This is a genomic window from Cellvibrio sp. BR, assembly GCF_000263355.1.
Lineage (GTDB): Bacteria > Pseudomonadota > Gammaproteobacteria > Pseudomonadales > Cellvibrionaceae > Cellvibrio.
On the sequence record NZ_JH668200.1, the window covers coordinates 1,057,207 to 1,077,086 of the forward strand.

The window sequence follows — 19,880 nt, forward strand, 5'->3', positions numbered from 1 at the left end:
AGTGGGGAGCTGGGCACTTAATGGTTCCAGAGTAGAGATAGTGAGCCATGAGTATTTTTAAAAAACGAAACCGCATCATTGACACGAGCGACGCCGCCTTGGTGATGGCCTCATTAGGGGGGGATCGCGATGCTTTTTGTAAAATTGTTGCGCGCTACCAAAACCTGTTGTGTTCCCTGGCTTATTCAGCTGTTGGGGACTTAAAACACAGCGAGGACATAGCACAAGAAGCCTTTATCGAAGCATGGAAAAAACTCGACACTCTCAATGACCCGGAAAAATTAAAGTCATGGCTGTGCGGGATTCTGCGGTTTAAAGCGAGCCACTTTCGTCGAAAAGAGGCGACGCAGCCGGTGAAGGGCGCCGATGAATTGGATGAGTTAGATGAGCATGCCTGTGGGCATTCGGCGCAGGTAAAAGTTGAAGATGCAGCAATCAGTGCGCAAGAACAGGCATTGCTTTGGCAGGCACTGGAAAAAATGCCCGATACTTATCGCGAACCTTTGATTTTGTTTTACCGGGAGCATCGCTCGGTGGAGTATGTCGCCAGTCAGTTAGATCTGTCGGAAGACACAGTGAAGCAACGCTTGTCGCGCGGGCGCAAGCTACTGCAAAAAGCGATGGTGATATTTGTCGAGGATACACTCGCAAAAAGTACACAGGGCGCGGTGTTTACTCTAGCGGTAATGGCGGCCATCAACAGTATTTCCCCGCCAGTAAAAGCCGCAGCCATGGGCGCAGGCGTGATGAAAACCGGTTCGTTGTTCAAGGGGGCTAGCATCATCGTTCTTCTGGCTTCTTTCTCTGGTGTTGTAAGTTCTTTCTTTGGCATAAGATCAGGTCTTGATCAAGCACGTACTAAACGCGAGCGCAACTGCGTCATCATCTATACCGCACTCTTTTTTGCGGTCACCATCATTTATATATTGGCTATGTTTGGTTTGAAGCACATGGCGTTGAATGATGTTGGCAATGCAGGTATTTACGCCGCCATTTCGCAACTTGTGGTATTGGGCATGGTGCTCGGTCACATCGTTCTGGTAATTCGTATGCTGCGCGGAATGCGCAAGCTCAGAGCTGAGGAACGATTGTTTAATCCGCAGGCATTTCAGGGTGAGGCAGATCAAATCGGCGCAAAACAACGGGAATACAAAAGCCGTTTTTGTCTCGCGGGAATTCCTTTGCTGCATTTTCGTTTTGGTATGCCGGAGCAGGGCGACAAACCTGTTGTAGGTTGGATCGCCGGTGGCGACTACGCCTATGGAATGTTGTTTGCCTGGGGCGGCGTTGCGATTGCACCTGTCAGTGTCGGCATTATTTCTGTTGGTTTAATCAGCGTCGGCGCCGTGGGCATAGGCTTGTTTGGCTTGGGCACTATCGGCATTGGCGTTATCGGCTTTGGCGCTTCAGCAATAGGCTATAAAGCCTACGCTTCGTTTTCCGCCCTTGGCTGGAATAGCGCTTTTAGTGGTATTGGTTTTTCTATCGCGAATGAAGCGGCCATTGCGCCATTTGCTTTTGCAAAACATATCAACAACGAACAAGCCGGTGAAATGGTAAACCTCACCATCATGGGCCAAAGTTATCTTTGGATTTTAGCTATGATTGCGATATTAGTGATTGTTCCTGCTGTTTTGCATTCGAATAAAGTGAGGCAGAGAATGAGGAAAAAATAAGTCGCGGATTGCAGCTATATTTTTCTATACTGCCGGTTTTTTACTCGTCGCAAAAATCCGCTCAGCGGGAATTTTAAGTTGAGCTAAAAGATACGTTGAAAATTCCGGTGAATAATTTTGCTTGGCAATCGCGCGCTCCATACATAACAGCCACGCATCGCGCTCCGCTTCACCTATCGGTAAATGGGCGTGATCGCGGGGAATATTAATACTCCCGTATTTTTCATGATAAAGCCCCGGCCCGCCCATCCAGCCGCACAAAAATAACGTGAGTTTATCGCGCGACTCGCTGAGATCGGTTTTGTGCATCTTGCGGATAATCACCGCTTCCGGCAGCGCATCCATTTCCCGATAGAAATCATCAACCAGTTGGCGGATACCGTCGATCCCGCCAGCGGCCTGGAAGGAGGTGTCGGAAAAGCCGTAGAGGGGAGTGTTGGACATTTGGAAGCCTATAACGATTACAAGAAAGGTAATTATTGTTGCAGTGTTGGTATGTCGAATACTGCAGAAATATAAACGCAGTATTTGTGCACGGTTCTGTTAAATGCCCGTAAGCAGAAAATCCAAGGCATTGAGTATTTCAGTTCTTGCGTACTCAACATTAGCAATGGCTTTGCCTAGCTCTTTGCGTTGAATGCCTGCCAGTTGAGGTGTCAGTATTAAATAATCAGTGCCTTCGATATTTATGGTGGGCGTTAAGTGAGTTAACGCCTTATCTTTATTGCTTCCCAGTTTTTTGAGTGGCACTACCACCGTTGTTTGTAGCGAATCGAGCAGATTTGTTTGAATATCCAGGAGCAGAGGAAATACTTTATTGCTCTGCGAATTTTTGTTTTGGTAAACCGTAAATTGCGCCATCAAAAACTCCGCAGTCCATCGCTGAATACGCCATTGTCATCAACAGATTTGTTGTAGGCCGCAATAGCCGTTTTATTCTGTTCCAGCCATTGCTGCGCTTGCTTGGCCTTTAGTTGGTCTGTCAGTGCCTGTTCTAAAGCAGCGGAAAGGTTAATGTCCAAATCCCTGGCTTTTTTAAGTAAGTCACTGTTTACACTAAGGTTTGTGGGTTTCTTTGGGGCGTTTTGATCATATAGCGCAAGCATAATTACCTCCTTCATTTGATGCGCATATGGTATGCGCATCACGCCCTTGGGTCAAATGCGCTCACTGTCTAATTAGCTTCCTCTGCAAGCTGCTGCAAAATCTGTTTGTAATTCTCAGTGCCTTGCGCACCTGTCACCAAGTGACGGCGATTAAATACCATCGCCGGTACACCGCGAATGCCTGCATCTATCCAAAACTTTTCGGCAGCGCGCACGTCATTGGCAAAACGTTGATCGTGCAATACAGCCAAAGCTTCGTCTCGTGCCAAGCCAATTTCTGCAGCGACATCGGCCAGCACTTCATCATCCGACAAATTCCGGCGATGGGTAAAATGCGCTGCAAAAAATTCTTGTTTCAAATCCTGCTTGCGCCCTTGTTGATCAGCCCAATGCAGTAGTTGATGCACATTAAAAGTATTGTGCATGCGCATATCATCAGTAAAACGAAACTCAAATCCCAACTCGGCACCTACCGCCGTTATATGGTTTCGGTTAGCGTCCGATTGCTCTTTGGTCGAACCATATTTCTCTGCCAAATGCTCACGCAAATTTTGGCCTTCTGTAGGCATATCGGGATTCAGCTCAAAGGGATGCCAGTGAAGTTCATACGCGGTTCCAGTTTCCGTCAGGGCGCGTTCCAACTGTCGGTAGCCAATAATGCACCAGGGGCAGACAACATCGGACACTATGTCTATGCGCAGTTTGTTTGGGGTGGTGGTCATGGGGTAAGCCTGTGTGCTGAGTTAATTCAATTGTAAACCCAATCGATGCTGAATTTGCTGTAATCTTCAGTAATTGATTGAATTGGATTGTAGTAATTACGATTGCTTTAACGTTCTTATTGCAGATCGCTTATATACATTTTATTGATCGGCATATTATTTTAATCAATCTTCCAATAAAGTTAATTTTGGGATTAGTCGTTAATGGCACTAAAAATATTAAGCTGTAGAATTTGTGGCCGGGAGTTGAACAACCCTAAAGATCCTTTATCTGTTGATTGTGGCGGTAATTGCTGGGGTTGTGTTGGTGAAGCCGAGGCAGATATGGGGGATGAAGAGTCGCTTATAAAGGTGCGCGAAGAGTATGAGCTTGGGTTAAGGCCTAATTGGGCTCCGCCTAATAAAAAATAGATTCAGATTGAGAATCGCAAAATTATGATACATACCAAAATAGTAGAAGTTGGAATTGACGAAGAGGGAAGGCTTTATGTTATCCCTGTATTTGCAGCTTTCCCGTATATTTATCGTGAGGCGATGGAAATTGGTTGGTGTTCGGAGAAAAAATACCTCTATTCTCCAAAGCCGAGAGAGTGGTCGTATTTTCATTGGTACACTCAAATAATTTCGGTTGTAAAAGAGCAATCGCATCAGCTTCAGGTTTGTAAAGAAACAACGTGGGTTAACATCCCTGAAGAACTGAAGGAGGAGATTTTAAGGTTGGGGGTTGTATAGATTAACTAAGATTCGAGACGCATGTTGGCAAACCGCTCTGGATTTTAATTTGCAGCCATCTCTCTTAATCGCTTCGCCGCAATCCCATGCCGTGCCATCACATCATTAATATCCACATCCACCATCTCACCGTTTTTCACTTTCCATTCTCCAGCAACCATCACGTAATCCGCTTTGTGGGCGCCGCATAAAATTAATGCGGCGAGTGGGTCGCCGTGGCCGGAGAAGCGGGGTTGGTTTAGGGAGAATAGTGCGAGGTCGGCTTTTTTGCCTGCTGCTAATTCGCCGAGTTCGGGGCGGTGCAGTAATTTTGCGCTGCCAGAGGTTGCGAGTTTTAGTGCATCGATATGCGTGAAGTTTGCGGAGCCGTAGCGCAGTTTTTGTAGCAGCATGGCTTGGCGGACTTCTTGGATCATATTGGAGCCGTCGTTGGATGCGGAGCCATCCACACCCAAACCGACTGGTGCGCCTGCGCGTTGTAAATCGCGGGTGTGGCACATGCCGGAGGCGAGCAGCATGTTGGAGCTGGGGCAGTGGCAGACGCCGACGCAGGCGTGGCCTAAGCGTGCAATTTCTTCTTCATTAAAATGAATGCCGTGGGCGAGCCAGACGCGGTTGTTTAACCAACCTACATCGTCCAGATAATCCACCGGTCGCATACCAAATTGTTTCAGGCAGAAATTATTTTCATCTTCGGTTTCGCCGAGATGGGTGTGCAGCAACACATCTTTTTGTTGCGCGAGCACGGCGGTTGCGCGCATTAAATCGGGCGTTACAGAAAAAGGCGAGCAAGGGGCGAGTGCGATTTTGCAAAAAGAATCTTCGCTGGTGTCGTGATAGCTATTAATCAAGCGCTCGCTTTCGCTGAGGATTTTTTCATCGCTCTCCACTACTGAATCCGGCGGCAAACCCCCTTTGGATTGGCCGAGGCTCATTGAGCCGCGTGTTAAGGTAACGCGATTACCGATGGTTTTTGCAGCGGCGACTTGTGCGTCTATCGCGTGCGGCATAATGCTGCTGAATACGTAATGGTGATCCGCGGCGGTGGTGCAGCCGGAGAGTAATAATTCACTCAGTGCTAATTGTGTGGAGGCAAAAATGGCCTCGTCATTTAAATTCGCCCACACGGGGTAGAGCGCTTGTAGCCAGGGAAATAATTCTTTGTTGAGTGCACCCGGCAATGCGCGGGTGAGCGTTTGGTAAAAATGGTGATGGCAATTAATCAGGCCGGGCAGAATGACATGGTCGGAGGCATCAAAACTGTAATCGTAGGTGCTGGCCGGTGTAGCACCGGCGGCGACCAATTCGATAATGTTATTGCCTTGAATCACCAGGCCATTGCTGGCGTCTTGTGTATTGCCTGTCCAGCAGGCGCGTGGGTTTTTAAGCCAAAGAGTGTTGCTGTTTGATGAAATCATTGTCATGGGTGTTGATTACTTAACCGGTGGTTTCAGGCCGCAGCCTTTTAAAATCATTTGGCTTAAAAAATCCGAAATATCTTTAATCATGTCCGGTTCGTATTCTGCGCGGTTCATGACGGTGAGAATTTTTACATCAAAATCCGCGTAGTGTTGGGTGGAGGCCCAAATTAAAAAGATCAAATGCATGGGGTCAACTTTGTCCATGCGGCCCTGCTCGATCCACTGCTCGATAATCTGCGCTTTGCGCCGTACAAATTGACGCATCTCGGTGCGGATATAACCTTTTAAATGCGGTGCGCCTTGAATCATTTCCATCGCATACAATTTTGATGCGCGGGGGTTGGTGTAGGAAAGCTCAACCTTTTTGCGAATAAAACGATCCAATACTTCTGCAGGGTCATCATCCACGGTGATTTCACCGAGCAGGTCGTTCCATAAATTAATAATGTTATCCAGCACCGCGACATATAAATTGGTTTTACTTTTGAAATAATAGTGCACGTTGGCTTTGGGAATGCCCGCGCGGTCGGCGATATTTTGAATGCTGGCGCCGCGAAAACCGTTTTGCACAAATTCTTCTTCGGCGGCGTTAATAATATTGCTCAGGTTGCGGTCGCGAATTTTGCCCGGTTTGTATTTGCCGGTGGGCGTTTCAGTGGGGTTAAACTCCGGCTGGGCTTCTGCTGGTTTGCTTGCCATAGTTTTTCCGGTTCCTTGTTTGCTGCTTGTCGTGGCGGCAGGTTTTTTTTCGGCGGTGGTCTTAATGGCCATTGTTATTGTTTCTCGCTGGATGTTTTTATTGGTGGCGCGCTGGCAGCGCATAAATTCGTGCCGCGCGCCAGGCAATTATTGCGGAATTTTCCCCTCTATGCCTTTTACGTACCAGTTTTGTTGGTGCAATTCTTCATCGCTCAGGGTTTTGCCCTCGGCAACTTTTAATGCACCGGCTTGATCGTAAATAGGCCCTTGGTACACAGCGCGGCTGCCCGCGACAATTTCCATTTTATACGCCTCCATTTTCTCCACAACCTCTTTTGGCACTAGGGGGTTCATGGGCGATAGTGCTACTACACCTTCACGCAGTCCGTGCCAAATCGCTTCCGGCTTCCAGGTGCCATCCAATACCGCCTGGATTTTTGCGCGGTAAATGGATTCCCAGTGTTGCGTGGATGAGGTCAAATGGGTTTTGGGGCCGTAGGCGCTCATGTCGGAATTAAAGCCCACCGAATAAACCCCTTTCGCCTCTGCCGCTTGAATGGTTGCCGCAGAATCGGTGTGCATGGTGATTACATCGGCGCCTTGCAAAATTAAACTCTCCGCCGCTTCACGTTCTTTGGCTGGATCGTGCCAGGTATTGACCCACACCACTTTCATTTTGATGTCCGGGTTCATCACCTGGGCGCCGAGCATAAAGGAGTTGATGCCGCGAATCACCTCGGGAATGGGAAATGCGCCCACATAACCGATCACATTTTTTTTGCTCATGGCACCGGCAATCATGCCCGCGAGGAAGCGGCCTTCATAATCGCGCGCTTGATAATTGCCGACGTTGGCGGCGGTTTTATAACCGGTGGCGTGTTCAAATTTTACTTTGGGAAACATCTTGCCCACTTTGATGGTGGGGTTCATGTAACCGAAGGAGGTGGTGAAAATTAAATCGTAACCGCGTGAGGCCATGTTGCGAATCACGCGCTCGGCATCGGCACCTTCGGCCACACTTTCGACAAAAGTGGTTTCGATTTTATCGCCAAATTCTTGCTGCACAATTTTGCGCGCTTCGTCGTGTTGATAAGTCCAACCGGCATCGCCAATCGGGCTTACATACACAAAGCCGACTTTCAGCGGCGCGGCAAATACATTGGCGCTCAGCGTTAGCAGTGCCGCCGTGGCGCCCAGCACACGGAGAAATTTTTTGCGGGTTAACAGCGTCATGGTGGTTCCTCTTTTTTAGCGATTTAGCATCATTAACAAACAATTTATTTCGGTGAATGCCACGGCTGCCCGAGTGAACGCGGGGCAAATAAGCCCTGGTTTTGTTGGCGATACATCATGAGTACCAGCACCACAATGGTGACCACATAGGGCAGCATGGCGAGCAGGTTGGGCGATATTTCGTAGCCATAACCTTGCAATAACAAATGCAAAATACTGGCGAAGCCAAACAACCAGGCGCCGAGCAAAATGCGCTCGGTGCGCCAGCTGGCAAATACCACCAGCGCGAGGGCGATCCAACCGCGCCCGGCGGCGATACCTTCCGACCACATGGGTGTGTAGGCGAGCGACAAATAGGCACCGGCCAAACCGGCCATGGCGCCGCCAAACATTACCGCGCCGTAGCGCACGCGCATAACTTTGTAACCCAGTGCGTGGGCGACATCGGGATTTTCGCCCACGGCGCGAATAATTAATCCCAGCCGCGTATAACGCATCACCACAAACACGGCGGCGAAGAGTGCAAACGCGAGGTAGACCAATAAGTCCTGCTCAAACAGCGCTTTGCCGATCAGCGGGATATCGCCCAGCAGCGGAATTTTCACCGTGTTAAACCCGGTGATGGTTTGGCCGACATAACCTGCACCCAAAAACGCACTTAGGCCGGTGCCAAAAATAGTGAGTGCAAGGCCGGTGGCGACCTGGTTGGAAATCAGCGTGAGCGCGATAAACGCAAACAACAGCGACACCACTACCCCGGAAACCACCGCCGCAAGCACACCCCAACCGAGGCTGCTCCCGGCGTAAGCGGCGATAAACCCGCAGGCCGCGCCCACCAGAATCATGCCTTCCTGCCCCAGGTTTAATACCCCGGCGCGCTCCGACATCATCGCCCCCAAGGCCACCAGTAGCAGCGGCGTACCGGTGCGCACCATGGCGAAGAGAATGTTTTCAAACATGCCGATATCCATACATCTATACCCTTCGTTTATACCTTGTGTTCTTTTATTGTTTGGTTGCTGCCGGGCACCAGGCGATAGCTAATCAGCAGGTCGCAGGCCAGCAAATAAAACAGCAGCATGCCCTGGAATAATCCGGTGATGGACTTGGGCAGGCCCTGATCGATTTGCGTCATCTCGCCTCCCAGGTAAGTAAGCCCTAACAGACAACTGGCCAGCAGGATGCCGAGCGGGTGCATGCGCCCCATAAACACCACAATAATCGCGGCATAACCGTAGCCCAGCGAGAGGGTGGGAATCAGTTGCCCCACCGGGCCGTTGGTTTCGGAAATGGCGGCAATACCGGCCATGGCGCCGCTGAATAACAGCAGCAGCCAGATGAGTTTTTTGCCGTTAAAACCGGCGAAACGCGCGGCGTTGTGGTTCTCGCCCATCACCCGCAGTTGGAAGCCGAGCAGGGTGCGGGTGAGCACCACCCAAATCACCACCAACATAAACAGCGCGATAAAAATGGCGATGCTCACGCGGTAGTCCTCAAACAACACCGGCAACAAGGTCTGGCTGGCAAAGAGCGCGGACTCGGGAAAGTTGAGCCCTTCCGGGTCTTTGAGCGGGCCGTGCACGCCCCACAGCAACAGGTTCACGGCGATATAGTTGAGCATGATGGTGGTGAGAATTTCATTGGCGTTAAAGCGCGTGAGCAAGAGCGCAGCAACGCCCGCCCAGACCAAACCCGCCAAGGCGCCGCTGGCGATAATCACCGGCAGCACCCAAACGCCTTCGCTATCCGCCAACTGCAAACTCACTGCGCCGCCAATCAGCGCGCCAAATACAAACTGGCCTTCGGCGCCGATATTCCAGATTTTGGCTTTGAAGCAGAGCGTTAACCCAATCGCACAGAGCAACAGCGGGGTGACTTTTACCGCGAGTTCCGACAGGCCGTACAAATCGCTAATCGGTGCGATAAAAAAGGTGTAGAGGCTGCCCAGCGGCGGGCGCCCAAGCAACGCAAACAACAGCGCACCGGAGACGAGCGTGAGCAGCAGGGCGAGCAGGGGCGACAGGTACATCATCGCGCGGGAGTCTTGCAGGCGTTTCTCAATGCGCATGGGCAACCTCCGCTGCTGTGTTGTCAGCGAGGTGGCTGCCAAAGTTGCCGGTCATCCACTGGCCGAGTTGCCCCAGAGGCACCTCCGCTTTAGCTGCCAACGGTGACAGGCGCCCGCCGCACAGGGCACCGAGGCGATCGGCCAATAAATACAATTCATCCAAATCTTCGCTGATCACCAAAATCGCCGCGCCCTTATCGCGCAGCTTGATCAGCTCCTGATGAATCAAATTCGCCGCGCCCACATCCACGCCCCAGGTCGGGTGAAAACACACCAGCACCTTCGGGTTTTGCAGAATTTCACGGCCGATAATAAATTTTTGCAGGTTGCCGCCGGAGAGACTTTTGGCGCTGGCATCGGCGCCGGTCGCTTTGACTTTGTATTTGGCGATGATGTCGGTGGCGCGGGTTTTAAGTAGCGGCCAATTCAGCCAGCCGAATTTTCCGCTTTGGTTGATGTAGCCAGTGAGCAGATTATTTTCGGTCAGGCTCATATTGCCCAGCGCACCGCGCCCGATCCGGTCGGCGGGCACCACACCCATGCCCAGGCGACGGCGCTGCTGTACGCCGAGTTGGCCAATATCTTTGCCGCCCAATAACAGGCTGCCGCTATCGCTGCGCAGTTCGCCGTTGATTAAATCCACCAGTTCGTCTTGCCCGTTACCGGCCACACCGGCAAGGCCAAGAATTTCGCCCGAGTGTAACTGCAGTTGAATGTCTTGCAGGTGAATCGCAAAGGCATCGCGCGGCTTCACGGTAATTTTATCGAGCGCGAGCAGGCATTCACCGGCGCTGCCTGCTGGCATGGAACCCTGCAATTCCAACTCATCGCCCAGCATCAGGCGCGCCATTTGGGTGGGGCTGGTTTCACTTGGCACACAGGTGCCGGTGACCTTGCCACCGCGCAGAATGGTGGCCTTGTCGCACAGTGCATTCACTTCGTGCAATTTGTGCGAGATAAACAAAATGCTGCACCCTTTGCGCGCAAGTTTTTTCAGCACCGCAATCAGCTGTGCCACTTCCGGCGGCGTGAGTACGGCGGTGGGTTCGTCAAGAATTAGCAGTTGGATGTCCTGCAGCAGGCAGCGAATAATTTCCACCCGCTGTTGTTCGCCCACCGACAAACTGTGCACCAAGCGGTCAGGATTTATCGCCAGGCCATATTCATCGCCCACCGCGATAATGCGCTCGCGCAACCGCTCCAAATTGCCGTATTCGGCCGGCGTTAAATAGAGCGCGATATTTTCGGTCACGGTCAGGGTTTCAAATAGGGAAAAGTGCTGGAACACCATGCCCATCCCCAATTGGCGCGCATGGGCGGGGCCGCTAATGCTGACTTCTTTATCGTTCCACAGCATTTGCCCGGCATCGGGTTTCACCACGCCGTAAATCATTTTCATCAAGGTACTTTTACCGGCGCCGTTTTCGCCGAGCAGCGCATGGATCTCGCCCGGTTCAACCTGCAAGCTCACGCTGTCGTTGGCGATACAGCCGGGGTAAGCCTTGGTGAGCGCTAATAGCTCAAGGCGCATGGCCTTTTTTTCAGACATAAATCAACTCGCTCATAAACCTGACTATCTGGACAAAAAGATAAGTCGGGTTGAGCAAATTGCATGCCATTCACTGCCATAAACCGCGCTTTGCAAAAAACCTATGAAAAATTGTCTGTTTGGCCAGACTTTTGCTTTGGCCTTGGCAGGTTCGATTTTTTTGCCGTGCCAGCGAGGGTGTAATACCCGTGCAAGGCAGGCAAGTGGAGGAGGTATTGTGCGGTTGGTGGTGAACAATAAACCGGTTGAAGGTGTGGATGCGGCAGCAGATATGACGCTGTTGCGCTACCTTCGCAGCGGTCAACAATTGATGGGTACCAAAGAGGGCTGTGCCTCCGGTGATTGCGGCGCCTGCACGGTGATTGTTGGGCGCCCCAGCCCGCAGGGCCTGGCCTACAGCACGGTGAACGCCTGTATTTGCCCGCTCGGCAGCCTGCAGGATTGTCATGTTTTTACCGTGGAGGCACTGGCCGACAGCGCGGATTCCCTGCACCCGGTACAGGCCGCGATGGTGGAATGCCACGGCTCCCAGTGCGGCTTTTGCACCCCCGGTTTTGTGATGTCGCTAGCCAACTTGCAGCTCAATGAGGGCGAGCGTTTGGCACAGGCGGAGGATGCGGTACAGCGCGCGGCGGTGATTGATGCTATCTCCGGAAACCTGTGTCGCTGCACCGGTTATCGCCCCATTGTCACGGCGGGAATGGTGGCCCTTAAAAAACCTGCCCAAGTGGCCAGTTTTGTGCAAGAGTGGGTGCCGAATGCACCTTTAGCGGGCAAAAACCCTGAGTCGGTGGCGCCTGTTGCCGCGTCGCTATTACAGGGTGATGGCAGCAGTTATTGGCAGCCGCACACCGAAGTGGAGTTGCAGCAACTATTGCACGCCTATCCCCACGCGCGTTTGGTGGCCGGTGGTACGGATTTAATGCTGGAGGTTACCCAGCAGTACAAATCCTTGGCGCACTTGATTGATCTGAATCGGGTGGAGACATTACAGCAGATCGAGATCAATGAGCGCGAAGTCATTCTCGGCGCGGCGGTGTGTTACAGCCAGTTGGAAAAGTCCCTGCGCGATCTCTCGCCGGAATTTGTTGCGCTGCTCGGGCGCTTGGGTTCACGGCAAATTCGCAATCGCGGCACCTTGGGGGGCAATATTTGCAACGCATCGCCCATCGCCGATAGCCCGCCGTATTTATTGGCGCTGGATGTGGAAGTGGAAATTGTGAATGGGCGCGGTGAAGTACGCCGTGAAAAGCTGACGCAATTTTATCGCGATTACAAAAAAACCAGTTTGATGACCGGTGAATACCTGGCGCGCATTTATATCAACCGCGCGCACTTAGCAAAACCATTGAAGCTGTTCAAAATCAGCAAGCGTTATGAAGACGATATCTCCGCCGTGATGGGTGCATTTTGCTGGAGCGGAAAAACAACGAACGAATTTTTCATTGCCTTTGGCGGTATGGCGGCGATTCCAAAACGTGCCAGTGCCACCGAACAATTTTTATCGAATACCAATTGGTATGTTAATGGTGTGGTTGATGAAAATATTCTCGAACAAGCATGCGATGTATTGCGCAGTGAATTTTCACCACTGAGTGATGTGCGTGCCAGCGCTGAGTACCGCATGGCCATGGCGTGCAACCTGCTTAAAAAATCCTGTTACGAATTTGCTGCAGAAGCCTCGGGCAATCAAATTGAAACGAGGTTGTTTGCCCATGCGTAGATTAATTACCAATTCTGAATTGTCTCCGGCTATTGTGGCGCCAGCATCCAACGGTGGTGTTGGTCACTCAACTGCGCATGAATCGGCACACAAACATGTGCGCGGCGCCGCCGAATATGTGGATGATTTGCCGCTACTTCCCGGCACTTTATTTGTCTCCACTGGTCAGTCCACTAAACCCCACGCGCGTATTCGCACGCTGGATTTAACCAGCGTAAAAAATGCGCCCGGCGTGATCGATGTCATTGTACAAAGTGATATCCCCGGCAAGGTCGATGTCGCGCCGGTGTATTCCGGCGATCCCTTGCTGGCGGGCGAACTCGTTGAATTTATCGGCCAACCTATTTATGCGGTGGCGGCCACCAGTTTTGAAGCGGCGCAGCGTGCGGTATTGTTAGCGCGCATTGAATACGACGAATTACCTGCGCAATTAACCGTGGAGGATTCACTCGCCGAACAGAGTTTTGTCTTGCCACAACATCAATTATTGCTCGGCGATCCCGATGCGAGTATTAGCGTCGCTCCGCATCACTTAAGCAGTGAAATTTATGTACGCGGGCAGGAACATTTTTATCTGGAAGGGCAAATCAGTGAAGCGCGGCTAACGGAAGACGGCGGCATTCATGTGATCAGCTCATCGCAACATCCCACCGAATTGCAAAAATTAGTCGCTGAAGTCTTGGCTATTCCGTTTCATTTAGTCGTGGCAGAAGTGCGGCGCATGGGTGGCGGATTTGGTGGTAAAGAAAGTCAGGCGGCACCGCTTGCGTGTATCGCCGCCTTATTTGCGCAGCGCACCCGTCGCCCGGTGCGCTACCGCATGCCGCGCCGCGACGACATGGTACAAACCGGCAAACGCCACGATTTTTTAAATCGCTGGCGGGTCGGTTTTACTAGCGAAGGCAAATTGCTCGGTGTGGATATGTTGCTCGCCGGTAAGTGTGGTTTTTCTGCCGATTTATCGGAAGGTATTGTCGACCGCGCCATGTTCCATGCAGACAACGCCTACTTTTTAAATAACGCCCGCATTCTTGGTTTGCGCTGCAAAACTCACACGGTTTCCAATACCGCCTTTCGCGGTTTTGGTGGCCCTAAAGGCATGATGGCGATTGAAACCATCGTGGAAGATATTGCGCGTTATTTAGGTAAAGATCCGCTCGATATTCGTAAAACCAATCTCTACCAACCCGGTGCCGATGAAACGCCCTATGGGCAAAAAATTGAGCAGCATGTACTGCCCGCGTTAATCGAACGGTTGGAGCAAAGTTCAAACTATCGCGCACGCCGCGTTGCTATCACCGAATTCAATAAAACCCATCGCACCTTGAAAAAAGGCTTGGCACTGACGCCGGTAAAATTTGGTATTTCATTTACCGCTAAACATCTCAACCAAGCCGGTGCGCTGTTGCAAATTTATACCGATGGCAGCTTGTTGATAAATCACGGCGGCACGGAAATGGGTCAGGGGTTGTATACCAAAATCCAACAAATTGTTGCCAGCGCTTTTGATGTCAGTGTGCAGCGGGTGATGGTGTCATCCACTCGTACCGATAAGGTGCCCAATACCTCGCCTACTGCGGCGTCATCCGGCACCGATTTAAATGGCATGGCCGCCAAAGATGCGTGCGACAAAATCAAAGCGGATTTAATTGCCTTTGCGGTTGAGCATTTTCAGTTGGACGCAGCTCAAATTAGTTTTGCGCAGGACCAAGTGGTGCTGGGCGAGCAGGCCATGAGTTTTGCTGAATTTATTAAATTGGCTTATCTCAATCGTGTTGCGCTCTCGGCCACCGGCCATTACCGCACCCCAAAAATTTATTACGACCGCGCCAAAGCCAAAGGCCAACCTTTTTTGTATTTTTCCAACGGTGCGGCAGTAGCGGAAGTCACGCTGGATTGTTTAACCGGCGAATACAAAGTAGAGCAAATTGATGTGCTGCACGATGTGGGTAAATCGCTTAACCCAGCCATTGATATTGGCCAAATTGAAGGTGGATTTATTCAGGGCATGGGCTGGCTCACTACGGAAGAATTATTGTGGGATGAAAAAGGCCGCCTCATATCCAACAGTCCAGCCAATTACAAAATTCCCACCGCGTTTGATGTGCCGGAAAAATTCACTGTGGAATTATTTGATGAGCCCAATCTCGAAAATACCATTCACTTATCCAAAGCCGTGGGAGAACCGCCGCTAATGCTCGCGATCTCAGTATGGGCAGCATTACGCGATGCGTGCAGTAGCACAACCGATTATCAATTCAGCCCACGTTTGGATACACCCGCAACGCCCGAGCGAATTTATTGGGCGCTGCAAGAGTGCGCGGAATTTAATAAGGCACATGCAGCAAGTGCACAGCAAAATAGTTTAGCGAATCAAGGAGGCGTGTAATGGCAATCCTTAATTGGTCAGCCGCGATTCAACACTGCCAGCAAAGCGGTAGCGCCTATGTGATCGCCACCATTATTAATACCCAGGGTTCAACCCCGCGCGATGGTGGCAGCAAAATGGTGATTGCGGCGGACGCCACCTACGACACTATTGGTGGCGGTCAGTTGGAGTTTTTGCTGGTGCAGCAAGCGCGTGAATTGCTCGCGCAAAATAAAAATTGCCAGGTATTAAAAGCGATTCCACTCGCGGCAGAGGCAGCGCAATGTTGCGGTGGCAATGTCACGGTGATGTTGGAATGTTTTGCGGCCTGTGCTTGGCAAATCGCGCTGTTTGGTGCGGGCCATGTATGTCAATCCTTGGTCACTATTCTCGCCGGGCTGCCGTGTCAGGTGCGGGTGATTGATAATCGCCCGGAATTAATGGCAGCGCCGCTGCCCGCGAATTGCCGTTACGAATTTTATAGTGACCCCACTGCAGCAGTCGTGCAGTTACCCGACAATTGTTGGGCAATTATTTTTACTCACGATCACACACTGGATTTTGCGCTGTGTAAAACCCTGTTATCCGATCAGCGTTGGGCCTATGCAGGCATGATTGGTTCGCAAACCAAAGCACTGCGTTTTCGCAAACGTTTAAGTGATGCTGGTTTTGCTGATACAGCAATAGAAAAAATTCACAGCCCGATTGGCTTGCCAGAAGTGAAAGGCAAATTGCCAATGGAGGTCGCGGTATCCATTGCGGCGCAATTGCAAAGTTTGTATTACCAGACCGCTGCACCGCAAGCGGGAACCTCCAGTTCCTGGCGCGATATTAAAACCATCCTGCAACAACAAAAAACCACGGCAATTTTATGCGAATAGTCGGTGTACTGAATGTTTGCTGGGGAAATAAATCATGAAGCTGGATGAATTTAATCACCTGCCTGCGGTGGATGCGGTAAGTGCACTGTACGGCTGCTGTCATTGCCAGCACTGGGCAGAAGCGGTATCGGCACGTCGCCCTTTTGCACAGTGCGAGGATTTATTAATCGCTGCGCAGCAAGTCTGGGCGCGCGCCAACGAAAGCGAAATTCTGGAAGCCTTTTCCGGCCATGCACGTATTGGTGACATCGAACTATTGCGTTCCCGTTATGCCGGTCGCGCCACCCAGGAGCAGGGTCAAGTGTTGGCCGCGAGTGACGCAGTTATTCAGGAACTCTATACGCTGAATCAGGTGTATGAACAGCAAAATGGTTTTATTTTTATTGTCTGCGCCAGTGGTAAATCCGCAGAAGAAATGTTGGCGCTCTTAAAAGCGCGCATCACAAATTCGCGCAGTCAGGAGCTGGTTAATGGTGCGTTGGAGCAGGGGAAAATCACCACGCTTCGGTTAATGAATTTGATTGAAGATCAGGAGTGTTAAAAGGGAGTCGTCATCCTCGCGAACATGGGGATATGACGAAATTGTGATTTAAGAATCTTATAGTTTACGGAAAATATTTTATGCAAAAAGCACCAATTACAACTCACATTCTTAATTTGGATAGCGGCAAACCTGCGGCGGGTGTACGTGTAACCCTGCACCGTCTGGACACCCAGGAACCTATCGCCAGTGCGACTACTGATGGTGATGGCCGAATTATGCAGTGGGAAAATACTTTTGAAATTCAAGCGGGCAATTATCTGCTGCATTTTGCCGTGGCGCCTTGGTATGAACGCCAGGCGCTGAGTAATTTTTATCCGGAAATCCAGCTTATTTTTCGTGTGGTAAATCCGCAGGAACACTACCACGTGCCGTTGTTGTTGAATGCTTATGGTTATTCCACTTATCGCGGTAGCTAGGTTTTTGATTGTTATGGATACCCGCGTTCGCGGGTATGACAAAAAGATAGTTTTAATTTTTCTGTTTTAATTTTGTTGTTAAGGCTGGTTATGAGTGATGTTGCGGTAGGAATGGAAAGTATGGTGAATGCGATAGGTGCGAATAATGCGGCAGCGGCGTTTCGCGCAAAAATTTTACATTTCACCGGTCAACCCGATCCCATCACGGGTGCCGGTATTGAGTATTTTGATGATGGGGTGTTGGTTGTTGAACAAGGGCGAGTCAAGGCTTTGGGCGATGCACAACAAATGGCGGCGGCAGGATTTGATTTACAGTCGTGTCAACATTTTCCCGATCAATTAATTATGCCGGGCTTTATCGACAGCCATATTCATTATCCTCAAACCAGCGTGATTGCCTCCTATGGCGAACAGTTACTGGATTGGCTCAACAACTATACCTTTCCCTCCGAGGCACGTTTTGCTAATGCGGAATTTGCCGCGCTCGCTGCCCATGAATTTCTAAAAATTCTTCTCCAAAATGGCACTACTACGGCCATGGTTTACACCACAGTATTTGCGCAATCAACCGAGGCATTTTTTGCCGCCGCCGCGCAGATGAATCTGCGCATGATTAGCGGCAAGGTGATGATGGATCGCAACGCGCCGGATTATTTGCTTGATACACCGGCGAGCAGTGAACAGGATTGCCGCGCGTTAATTGAACGCTGGCACCAACAGGGGCGGCAACTCTATGCGCTCACACCGCGTTTTGCACCCACCAGTACCCCGGAGCAATTGGCGGTGACGGGAAAACTTTACGCGCAATACCCCGGTTTGTATTTGCAAACCCATCTCTCTGAAAATTTACAGGAAATGGCGTGGATAAAAGAACTTTACCCCAGAGCGCGCGATTATCTGGATGTGTACGATCAATTTGGTTTGCTCGGCCCGCGCAGTGTATTTGGCCACGGTATTCATTTGAGTGATCTTGAGGTTGAGCGTTTGGCACAAACGGGTTCGGGCATTGCTTTTTGTCCGACTTCCAATTTATTTCTGGGTAGTGGCTTGTTGGATATGGCGCGGTTGGAGAGCGCCGGTGTTCCCGTGAGCCTTGCTACCGACGTGGGTGGCGGCACCAGTTTTTCGCAATTGCGTACCCTTGCCGAAGCTTACAAAGTGCTGCAGTTGCAAGGGCAAAATTTGCATCCGTTAAAAGGGTTTTATATGGCCACCTTGGGTAATGCACGTGCGTTGCAATTGGATAATTACCTCGGCAATTTTGCGCCGGGCAAAGAAGCTGATTTTGTGGTGATTAATTTGGGTGCAACACCCTTACAGGCATTGCGGCAATCATCGGTGCAGCAATTATCCTTTCAGAACCGGGCACAGGATTCAGTAAAAAGTTTGGCAGAAAAACTGTTTGCATTAATGACCTTGGGTGATGAACACAATATCGCCCATACCTATGTGATGGGTAAAAAAATTTTTAGCCGCGCACCCGCTACAGAAGGAGCATTGTCATGGGCGATTTAATTAACCCGCTGGTATTGGAGTGGTTAAATCTGGCATTTCGCTGGTTTCATGTGGTCGCGGCCATTGCCTGGATTGGTGCATCCTTTTATTTTATTTGGTTGGATTTGAGTTTGCGTGAACCGCCACAATGGAAAGCGGATAAAGGCGTAAAAGGTGATTTGTGGGCAATTCACGGCGGCGGTATTTATGAAGTGGCAAAATACCATTTGCGCCCGCAAGAAATGCCCAAAAAGTTGCACTGGTTTAAGTGGGAAGCTTACAGCACCTGGTTGAGTGGCACCGGCTTATTAATATTAATGTATTACCTGCAAGCACAAACTTATCTGGTGGGGTACAACACCCTGATTCAATCACCAGGTTGGGCGGTCGTTGCCAGCATCGGTTTTATTCTCGGTGGCCAAGCGCTCTACGAATTATTGTTGCGCACACCGCTGGTAAAACGCGGATTATTATTTGCCGCAATATTGTTGTTGGTGATTAGTGTGGCGAGTTATTTGGCGCACTTGTTATTTTCACCGCGCGCTGCCTATTTGCATGTCGGTGCAATGATTGCCACCTGGATGGCAGGCAACGTGTTCTGGGGAATTATGCCTGCGCAGCGTAAATTTGTGGCGGCAGTCAGCAACAATGAAGCGCCGGACACCTGTGCTATGGCCTTCGCCAAGTTACGCTCTACGCACAATAATTATTTAACCCTGCCGGTTATTTTCTGCATGCTCAGCAATCACTATTCCTTTTTGTACAGTCATGTTTATTCCTGGCTGGTATTGGTTGCAATAGGTTTGTGTTTGGCATGGGGCAGACATTTTTTTAATCTCAAACATTTGGGTGTAGTAAAGCCATTTATTTTGTTGAGCAGTTTTAGCGGCTTGGTATTGGTTGCGGTGTTAATGGCAATTACATCGCCCGCGAGTATTGCCGCTAAACAAGCTGAAAAAGCGGCGATTGTTACTTCAGCAGAACAAAGCGTCAGTACCGATGAGCGCATTAACCAATTAATTCACGTGCACTGCACCAATTGTCATGCGGCTGTGCCCTCGCAACCGGGTTTTAATGCCGCACCTGCTGGTTTGGTGATTGATTCCACTGTGCACCTTGCTGCGCAAAAAGTACGTGCATTACCGGCTTTGTCATCGGGCTATATGCCACTGGGAAATTTTCATCACATGACCGATCTGGAACGTAAAACCTTGATCGATTGGCTTGCGCAACAATAGCGGATGAGTG

19 protein-coding genes are annotated in these 19,880 nt (G+C 50.5%); 9 read left to right on the plus strand and 10 right to left on the minus strand.

Annotated features, from left to right (window positions below):
- Positions 1–47: 47 nt before the first annotated feature.
- Entirely contained in the window at positions 48–1,676 is a 1,629-nt protein-coding gene (locus tag O59_RS04370; RefSeq protein WP_007639890.1) for an RNA polymerase sigma factor, read from the plus strand.
- A gap of 24 nt (positions 1,677–1,700) precedes the next feature.
- On the opposite strand, the gene O59_RS04375 is transcribed toward O59_RS04370, so the two are convergent.
- From O59_RS04375 to O59_RS04390, 4 genes are all read right to left on the minus strand, one after another.
- On the minus strand, positions 1,701–2,120 hold the full coding sequence (locus tag O59_RS04375; protein ID WP_040391168.1) for a group II truncated hemoglobin: 420 nt from the start codon (positions 2,118–2,120) through the stop codon (positions 1,701–1,703).
- A gap of 99 nt (positions 2,121–2,219) precedes the next feature.
- Positions 2,220–2,537: a CcdB family protein gene (locus tag O59_RS04380; RefSeq protein WP_007639896.1), complete on the minus strand. Its 318-nt coding sequence runs from the start codon at positions 2,535–2,537 to the stop codon at positions 2,220–2,222.
- Positions 2,537–2,782 carry a type II toxin-antitoxin system CcdA family antitoxin gene (locus O59_RS04385; RefSeq protein WP_040391170.1) on the minus strand — a complete coding sequence of 82 codons (246 nt, stop codon included), beginning with the start codon at positions 2,780–2,782 and terminating at the stop codon, positions 2,537–2,539. The genes O59_RS04380 and O59_RS04385 overlap by 1 nt, the downstream gene beginning before the upstream one ends.
- A 68-nt stretch (positions 2,783–2,850) precedes the next feature.
- The gene (locus O59_RS04390; protein WP_007639899.1) at positions 2,851–3,504 is read right to left on the minus strand and encodes a DsbA family protein; all 654 of its coding nucleotides are present in this window, start codon (positions 3,502–3,504) and stop codon (positions 2,851–2,853) included.
- A gap of 435 nt (positions 3,505–3,939) precedes the next feature.
- Between O59_RS04390 and O59_RS04395 the strand changes: the two genes are divergently transcribed.
- A complete protein-coding gene (locus tag O59_RS04395; protein WP_040391171.1) occupies positions 3,940–4,236 on the plus strand; it encodes a hypothetical protein in 297 nt (98 codons plus the stop codon).
- Between the two features lie 44 nt (positions 4,237–4,280).
- On the opposite strand, the gene O59_RS04400 is transcribed toward O59_RS04395, so the two are convergent.
- The 6 genes from O59_RS04400 to O59_RS04425 all read right to left on the minus strand — a co-directional run bounded on the left by O59_RS04400 (position 4,281) and on the right by O59_RS04425 (position 11,206).
- Positions 4,281–5,660, minus strand: coding sequence for an 8-oxoguanine deaminase (locus tag O59_RS04400; protein ID WP_232283033.1), 1,380 nt, complete (start codon positions 5,658–5,660; stop codon positions 4,281–4,283).
- 9 nt (positions 5,661–5,669) lie between these two features.
- Positions 5,670–6,428 carry a TetR/AcrR family transcriptional regulator gene (locus tag O59_RS04405; RefSeq protein ID WP_081489649.1) on the minus strand — a complete coding sequence of 253 codons (759 nt, stop codon included), beginning with the start codon at positions 6,426–6,428 and terminating at the stop codon, positions 5,670–5,672.
- Between the two features lie 75 nt (positions 6,429–6,503).
- The gene (locus O59_RS04410; protein WP_007639904.1) at positions 6,504–7,589 is read right to left on the minus strand and encodes a BMP family ABC transporter substrate-binding protein; all 1,086 of its coding nucleotides are present in this window, start codon (positions 7,587–7,589) and stop codon (positions 6,504–6,506) included.
- A 44-nt stretch (positions 7,590–7,633) separates the two neighbouring features.
- Complete coding sequence (locus tag O59_RS04415) at positions 7,634–8,548, minus strand: ABC transporter permease (protein ID WP_232283034.1); 915 nt, start codon at positions 8,546–8,548, stop codon at positions 7,634–7,636.
- 29 nt (positions 8,549–8,577) lie between these two features.
- On the minus strand, positions 8,578–9,657 hold the full coding sequence (locus tag O59_RS04420) for an ABC transporter permease (RefSeq protein ID WP_007639908.1): 1,080 nt from the start codon (positions 9,655–9,657) through the stop codon (positions 8,578–8,580).
- Entirely contained in the window at positions 9,647–11,206 is a 1,560-nt protein-coding gene (locus O59_RS04425; protein WP_007639910.1) for an ABC transporter ATP-binding protein, read from the minus strand. The genes O59_RS04420 and O59_RS04425 overlap by 11 nt, the downstream gene beginning before the upstream one ends.
- 103 nt (positions 11,207–11,309) lie before the next feature.
- On the opposite strand from O59_RS04425, the gene xdhA reads away from it, so the two are divergent.
- The 7 genes from xdhA (at position 11,310) to O59_RS04460 (ending at position 19,870) form a co-directional block, all read left to right on the plus strand.
- Positions 11,310–12,929 (plus strand): xanthine dehydrogenase small subunit, encoded by a 1,620-nt coding sequence (xdhA, locus tag O59_RS04430; RefSeq protein ID WP_081489629.1) that lies wholly within the window; start codon positions 11,310–11,312, stop codon positions 12,927–12,929.
- Positions 12,922–15,318, plus strand: coding sequence for a xanthine dehydrogenase molybdopterin binding subunit (gene xdhB, locus O59_RS04435; protein ID WP_040391176.1), 2,397 nt, complete (start codon positions 12,922–12,924; stop codon positions 15,316–15,318). Before xdhA ends, xdhB begins: the two co-directional genes overlap by 8 nt.
- Entirely contained in the window at positions 15,318–16,178 is an 861-nt protein-coding gene (gene xdhC / locus O59_RS04440; protein ID WP_007639918.1) for a xanthine dehydrogenase accessory protein XdhC, read from the plus strand. The genes xdhB and xdhC overlap by 1 nt, the downstream gene beginning before the upstream one ends.
- Positions 16,179–16,212: 34 nt before the next feature.
- Positions 16,213–16,719, plus strand: coding sequence for a 2-oxo-4-hydroxy-4-carboxy-5-ureidoimidazoline decarboxylase (uraD, locus tag O59_RS04445; RefSeq protein ID WP_007639920.1), 507 nt, complete (start codon positions 16,213–16,215; stop codon positions 16,717–16,719).
- A gap of 80 nt (positions 16,720–16,799) precedes the next feature.
- Positions 16,800–17,138 carry a hydroxyisourate hydrolase gene (gene uraH, locus O59_RS04450; RefSeq protein WP_007639922.1) on the plus strand — a complete coding sequence of 113 codons (339 nt, stop codon included), beginning with the start codon at positions 16,800–16,802 and terminating at the stop codon, positions 17,136–17,138.
- Between the two features lie 90 nt (positions 17,139–17,228).
- A complete protein-coding gene (guaD, locus tag O59_RS04455) occupies positions 17,229–18,653 on the plus strand; it encodes a guanine deaminase (protein ID WP_007639924.1) in 1,425 nt (474 codons plus the stop codon).
- Positions 18,641–19,870 carry a urate hydroxylase PuuD gene (locus tag O59_RS04460; protein WP_007639925.1) on the plus strand — a complete coding sequence of 410 codons (1,230 nt, stop codon included), beginning with the start codon at positions 18,641–18,643 and terminating at the stop codon, positions 19,868–19,870. The genes guaD and O59_RS04460 overlap by 13 nt, the downstream gene beginning before the upstream one ends.
- Positions 19,871–19,880: the final 10 nt, after the last annotated feature.

Coding starts and splice junctions, on each gene's coding strand:
- O59_RS04400 (WP_232283033.1), bottom strand. CDS start 5,660: ATGACAATGATTTCATCAAACAGCAACACTCTTTGGCTTAAAAACCCA.
- uraH (WP_007639922.1), top strand. CDS start 16,800: ATGCAAAAAGCACCAATTACAACTCACATTCTTAATTTGGATAGCGGC.
- guaD (WP_007639924.1), top strand. CDS start 17,229: ATGAGTGATGTTGCGGTAGGAATGGAAAGTATGGTGAATGCGATAGGT.
- xdhC (WP_007639918.1), top strand. CDS start 15,318: ATGGCAATCCTTAATTGGTCAGCCGCGATTCAACACTGCCAGCAAAGC.
- O59_RS04385 (WP_040391170.1), bottom strand. CDS start 2,782: ATGCTTGCGCTATATGATCAAAACGCCCCAAAGAAACCCACAAACCTT.
- O59_RS04390 (WP_007639899.1), bottom strand. CDS start 3,504: ATGACCACCACCCCAAACAAACTGCGCATAGACATAGTGTCCGATGTT.
- O59_RS04375 (WP_040391168.1), bottom strand. CDS start 2,120: ATGTCCAACACTCCCCTCTACGGCTTTTCCGACACCTCCTTCCAGGCC.
- xdhA (WP_081489629.1), top strand. CDS start 11,310: ATGAAAAATTGTCTGTTTGGCCAGACTTTTGCTTTGGCCTTGGCAGGT.
- O59_RS04405 (WP_081489649.1), bottom strand. CDS start 6,428: ATGGCCATTAAGACCACCGCCGAAAAAAAACCTGCCGCCACGACAAGC.
- O59_RS04395 (WP_040391171.1), top strand. CDS start 3,940: ATGATACATACCAAAATAGTAGAAGTTGGAATTGACGAAGAGGGAAGG.
- O59_RS04460 (WP_007639925.1), top strand. CDS start 18,641: ATGGGCGATTTAATTAACCCGCTGGTATTGGAGTGGTTAAATCTGGCA.
- O59_RS04420 (WP_007639908.1), bottom strand. CDS start 9,657: ATGCGCATTGAGAAACGCCTGCAAGACTCCCGCGCGATGATGTACCTG.
- xdhB (WP_040391176.1), top strand. CDS start 12,922: ATGCGTAGATTAATTACCAATTCTGAATTGTCTCCGGCTATTGTGGCG.
- O59_RS04380 (WP_007639896.1), bottom strand. CDS start 2,537: ATGGCGCAATTTACGGTTTACCAAAACAAAAATTCGCAGAGCAATAAA.
- uraD (WP_007639920.1), top strand. CDS start 16,213: ATGAAGCTGGATGAATTTAATCACCTGCCTGCGGTGGATGCGGTAAGT.
- O59_RS04370 (WP_007639890.1), top strand. CDS start 48: ATGAGTATTTTTAAAAAACGAAACCGCATCATTGACACGAGCGACGCC.
- O59_RS04415 (WP_232283034.1), bottom strand. CDS start 8,548: ATGTTTGAAAACATTCTCTTCGCCATGGTGCGCACCGGTACGCCGCTG.
- O59_RS04410 (WP_007639904.1), bottom strand. CDS start 7,589: ATGACGCTGTTAACCCGCAAAAAATTTCTCCGTGTGCTGGGCGCCACG.
- O59_RS04425 (WP_007639910.1), bottom strand. CDS start 11,206: ATGTCTGAAAAAAAGGCCATGCGCCTTGAGCTATTAGCGCTCACCAAG.